We start from the raw sequence: 4,410 nt of genomic DNA, 5'->3' as shown, positions 1-4,410 counted from the left end.
GATCTACGCGTCGTCAAAGGCCGCGATCGCGCGCTGGGTCCGCCGCACCGCGGTGACTCCCGAGTGGGCGGGCGCCGGCATCCCGCTCAACGCGATCGCACCCGGCACGATCGTCACCCCGATGATCCAGGCGATGCTCGACAGCCCGGAGGGCCTCGCCGCCATCGACGGCGCCGTCCCGATGCCCCTGAGCGGACACGCCCGTCCGCAGCAGGTCGCACCGCTGCTGGCGTGGCTCGTGTCCCCCGAGAACTCCCATATGACCGGTCAGGTCGTCTTCATCGATGGCGGAGCTGACGCGGTCCTGCGCAGCGACGCCGTCTGGTAACAACGAAAGGACAAGGAATGAAACACACAGGATCGCAGTCGGTACGGCGGCGCGCAACACTGGCAGTTGGCGGTATATGCGTTGCGACGCTCGCCATTACGAGTTGCTCTGGAACCGCCGCCGAATCAGAGCCCACCCCCGCCGCGTCGGCAGATATGCAAACCACAGTCAAGGAGGCCTTCGACTACGGCTTCCCGCTGTTCGAGTTGTCGCGTTTCCGGTGGAACGCGCTTGACACTCCAGGCACCAGGACCAGCACTACCCTCAATGACTTCGCTCATTCGCGTGCTCTTGCGGGCCCCGACGACACGTGGGCCAACGGGCCGAGTCAGGACGTGCTGTATTCGACTGCCTGGCTCGACCTCGCGCATGGCCCGGTCTATCTGGACACCCCAGATACCGGTGATCGTTTCTACGTTCTCACCTTGATCGACTTCTACTCGAACACCTTCTTCTATGCCGGTGAACGCACCACCGGAACAGGACAGCAGAAGTACTTTGTGGTGGGCCCGGACTGGCAGGGGCAGGCCCCACCTGATGCGACAGTCGTGAAATCCCCTACCAACGACGTCTACGTCAATCTACGTGTCCAGACCACCGGTCCTGCCGATCAGGACGCCGCCAACGCCGTGCAAGACGGCTTCCGCTTCACCCCGACTCAGCCCGGAACGGAGCCGGTCGAGCGGATCAAACCCGTTGTCGCTGATCTGCAGAGCTACCTCGCGGTCGTCAATCAGACCATGGCGCTCGACCCGCCGCCTGCCGACGAGAATCACCTCGTCGACAAGTTCCGTGAAGTTGGCATCTGCGGAGCGGACTGCAGCTGGGACGCGATCAGCGACGACGCGAAGAACGCGTGGGCCGAGGCGTTCTCTGAACTCGGGGACCCCAGGCACTATGTCAAGCGGTTCGAGAACGAGGGGCGTGCTGTCGGCTGGATCGACTACAGCCCACCCGGGGTCCTGCTCGGCACCACGCAGCAGAAAGACTTCGACATGCGCGCGTACGCCTTGTCCGCCGGCGGCGGAATGCTCGGCATGTCCCGTGAAGAAGCCAACTACTGGCTGGCTTCCACCGATCGCGACATAAATCCCCTGATTGGCACCAAGAACTACACCCTGCAGCTGCCCCCGGGCGGGATCCCGTCGAAGTCGTTCTGGTCGATCTCCCTGTACGAGGTCCGTGAGAACGGTCAGTTCCCGACACCGAACCCGATCAATCGCTACGTGATCAGCAGCGACACAGAAGGATTGACCGTCAACCCTGACGGCAGCATCGATATTGTCATCCAAGCGAACGCTCCAGCGGGCACGGAGTCAAACTGGTTGCCGAGCCCCTCGGATGGGAAGCCCTTCATCGTCTTTGCTCGGTCCTACGGTCCGGGTCCGGAGGTTCTCGCGGGTGACTTCGTCATGCCACCTGTGGCACCTGCGTGACGAACACTCGGTAGTCGCTGAGCAAATGGCCATCCAGATCAGTGACTGTTGCTCACAGGTCCGATACTCGGTGCGCTACACGATGAGCGGTGTCGCGCATCGAGTACGCGCATCGAGTGGAAAGCCCCACTGCCGAACCGGTCACAGCGGCGCCCCTTGGGCGGCCGCACCTATTGCGTGCAGTGCCAGCAGAAGGTGCGTACCGACTCCCACCGTCGGGAACTGTCATCGCCCGTCGTTCGAAGCTGTGCCCAACACCCTTGCGCCTCAGCAATACTCCGAAGTCGTGTCCCTGAGAGACCGCTTCATCTCGATGACCATCTATGTCGGTAATCCATGCGCGATGGATGGTCGACACACATGACCTCGGCCGCGGATGGCTTCTCGTCCGCGTCGCACCCTTACCCGAAGAGTGTCTTGACACACTCGCTGATGGCGCCGGATGCGAACCTGGTGCAGGTTGGCACATTCTTCCCCGATCGCCATTCTCCACTTACGAAGGCTCAGGAACCATGCCTCACACCCATCTAGTGTCCCGCACCGCCAATTCGTTGCAATAGTCGCCCGATGGATTCGAGGATCTCCTCTGCCGTCTTCGTCCAGACGAACGGCCGAGAGTTGGCATTCCACGCCGTGATCCACGATCGCAGGTCCGCCTCGAGGGCCTGAACGCTGCGGTGATCACTGCGTTGAAGCAGGTCACGGGTAATTTCTGCGAACAACCGCTCGACCTGGTTGATCCACGACGAATAGGTCGGCGTGAAGTGCATGTGGAACCGAGGATGCCGACCGAGCCACGGCGTGACCGTGGGATGCTTGTGCGTGCCGTAGTTGTCGCAGACGACGTGGATGTCGAGGTGTTCAGGGACGTTCTGGTCGATCTTGGCCAGGAACTTCTTGAACTCCACCGCCCGATGACCACGGTGCGTGGAGGCGATCACGGTGCCGTCCTCGATATTCATCGCAGCGAACAAACTGGTGGTGCCGTGCCGAACGTAGTCGTGGGTACGCTTTTCCGGCATGCCCGGCATGCCCGGCATGCCCGGCATCTTCGGGAACGCCGGTTGCGAACGGGCCAGTGCCTGTACCCGACTCTTTTCGTCGACGCTGAGCACGACAGCGGATTCGGGTGGGTTCAGGTACAGGCCGACGATGTCGTACACCTTCTCGACGAACAACGGATCGTTCGACAGCTTGAATCCGTCCGTTCGGTGGGGCTTGAGCCCGAAGGCTTTCCAGATCCGTCCGATGGTCGATTTCGAGAGTCCGGTGCGTTCGGCCATCTTCGCCCGGGACCAGTGTGTCGCGTTCTGCGGTGTGGATTCGAGTGTCGTGACGACGACGGCCTCGACCTGGTCGGCGGCGACCGTCGCCGGGCGGCCCGGGCGGGGGTCGTCGACCAGTCCGTCCAGGCGGTGCTCGATGAACCGGGCCCGCCACTTTCCGACGGTCGGCCTACTGATCCCGAGTCGTGCCGCGACGTCGGTGTTGGATTCTCCCGCAGCGCATTCGAGCACGATCGTCGTAGGGAACGAGTGTGGAAGTCATGTGCATCACCTGCGGAATCTGTTGGAACTGCAGCATTCGGCCGGCCGGCCGTACTGCGGGACAGTCGGTTTCGGGAATCAAGGAGAAGGTTCAGCGTGAGCGGGTTCGACGCGACCGCCGGGAACGTCGAGGCGGTGACGCGGGTGGTCCTCTGCCGGTGCAGTACGGAACCAGTCGTACGTGCTGCGGCGGTCCACGGACGCACGGAGTTCGTCCAGCAGAGGACCGTCATGGAGGACCGCGCCGGAACCGAGCAGTCCTTCGACGACTGCCAGCGCCTCGGCGGCAACCAGCCCGGTTCCAAAGCAGCCGCGACCAGCGAGTGCATCCGGTCGACGGTGATCGCTCCCGAGCGGAGCAAATCCAGGTCGGGCAGTACCCAGGTCACGACATCGGGCAGTATCCAGGTCACGGCATCGGGCAGCATCCGGTAGCGCCTGCTACCAGGACCACGCACGGGGTGCGTCAGCGCAGCGGAATGCCCAGCAGTGCGTCGACGGCGTCCGCGAACAGACCCGGCGCGCCGGCGTCGTCGCCGCCCCGCTCGACCGCGAACCGCGCCCAGCCGTCGACGGCGTCGAGAGCCTTGGGGGTGTCGAGGTCGTCGGCGAGGTGCTGACGCAACCGCGCGATCGTGTCGTCGGCGGAGGCGGCCGACGCCACCGCCGCGGCCCGGCGCCACAAGTCCAGGCGGGCCTCCGCTTCGGTGAGAACATCGGCGGTCCACGCCCGGTCCACCCGGTAATGCCCGGACAACAGGCCAAGGCGGATCGCGGCGGGGTCGACGCCCTCACCGCGCAACTTGGACACGAACACGAGGTTGCCGCGCGACTTGGACATCTTCTCGCCGTCGAGGCCGATCATCCCGGAGTGCACATAGTGCCGTGCGAAACGGCGGTCGCCGGAGACGGCTTCGGCGTGCGCGGCGGAAAACTCGTGGTGCGGGAAGATCAGGTCGCTGCCGCCGCCCTGCACGTCGAAGCCGGTGCCGATGCGGTTGAGGGCGATCGCGGCGCATTCGATGTGCCAGCCGGGGCGGCCGTCCCCGAACGGCGACGGCCACGCCGGCTCGCCGGGGCGCTGCGCACGCCACAACAG

The 4,410-nt window shown here is 64.4% G+C and carries 4 protein-coding genes and 1 pseudogene; 3 read left to right on the top strand and 2 right to left on the bottom strand.

The window, feature by feature from the left end; all coding sequences use genetic code 11:
- On the top strand, positions 1-328 hold a 328-nt coding region (locus WAX14_RS21285; protein WP_422630033.1), incomplete at its 5' end, for an SDR family oxidoreductase.
- A gap of 17 nt (positions 329-345) precedes the next feature.
- Positions 346-1,764 (top strand): DUF1254 domain-containing protein, encoded by a 1,419-nt coding sequence (locus tag WAX14_RS21280; protein WP_422630032.1) that lies wholly within the window; start codon positions 346-348, stop codon positions 1,762-1,764.
- 527 nt (positions 1,765-2,291) lie between these two features.
- On the opposite strand, the gene WAX14_RS21275 is transcribed toward WAX14_RS21280, so the two are convergent.
- Complete coding sequence (locus WAX14_RS21275; protein WP_422630031.1) at positions 2,292-3,281, bottom strand: IS630 family transposase; 990 nt, start codon at positions 3,279-3,281, stop codon at positions 2,292-2,294.
- A 126-nt stretch (positions 3,282-3,407) separates the two neighbouring features.
- Here WAX14_RS21275 and WAX14_RS21270 point away from each other — a divergent pair, with 126 nt between their 5' ends.
- Positions 3,408-3,746, top strand: coding sequence for a hypothetical protein (locus WAX14_RS21270; protein ID WP_422630030.1), 339 nt, complete (start codon positions 3,408-3,410; stop codon positions 3,744-3,746).
- A 31-nt stretch (positions 3,747-3,777) separates the two neighbouring features.
- On the opposite strand, the pseudogene WAX14_RS21265 reads toward WAX14_RS21270, so the two are convergent.
- A pseudogene (locus WAX14_RS21265) lies at positions 3,778-4,410 on the bottom strand (cysteine--1-D-myo-inosityl 2-amino-2-deoxy-alpha-D-glucopyranoside ligase); the annotation flags it as partial.

Origin of the sequence: Rhodococcus sp. (in: high G+C Gram-positive bacteria) (genome assembly GCF_049299235.1) — a bacterium.
In the GTDB taxonomy this organism is placed as follows: domain Bacteria; phylum Actinomycetota; class Actinomycetes; order Mycobacteriales; family Mycobacteriaceae; genus Rhodococcus.
Note: the sequence above shows the minus strand (reverse complement) of the source record. Positions and strands in the feature narration are given on the sequence as shown.

Bases quoted from the DNA above. Each gene is read 5' to 3' on its own strand.
- WAX14_RS21280 (WP_422630032.1), top strand. From the start codon at position 346: ATGAAACACACAGGATCGCAGTCGGTACGGCGGCGCGCAACACTGGCA.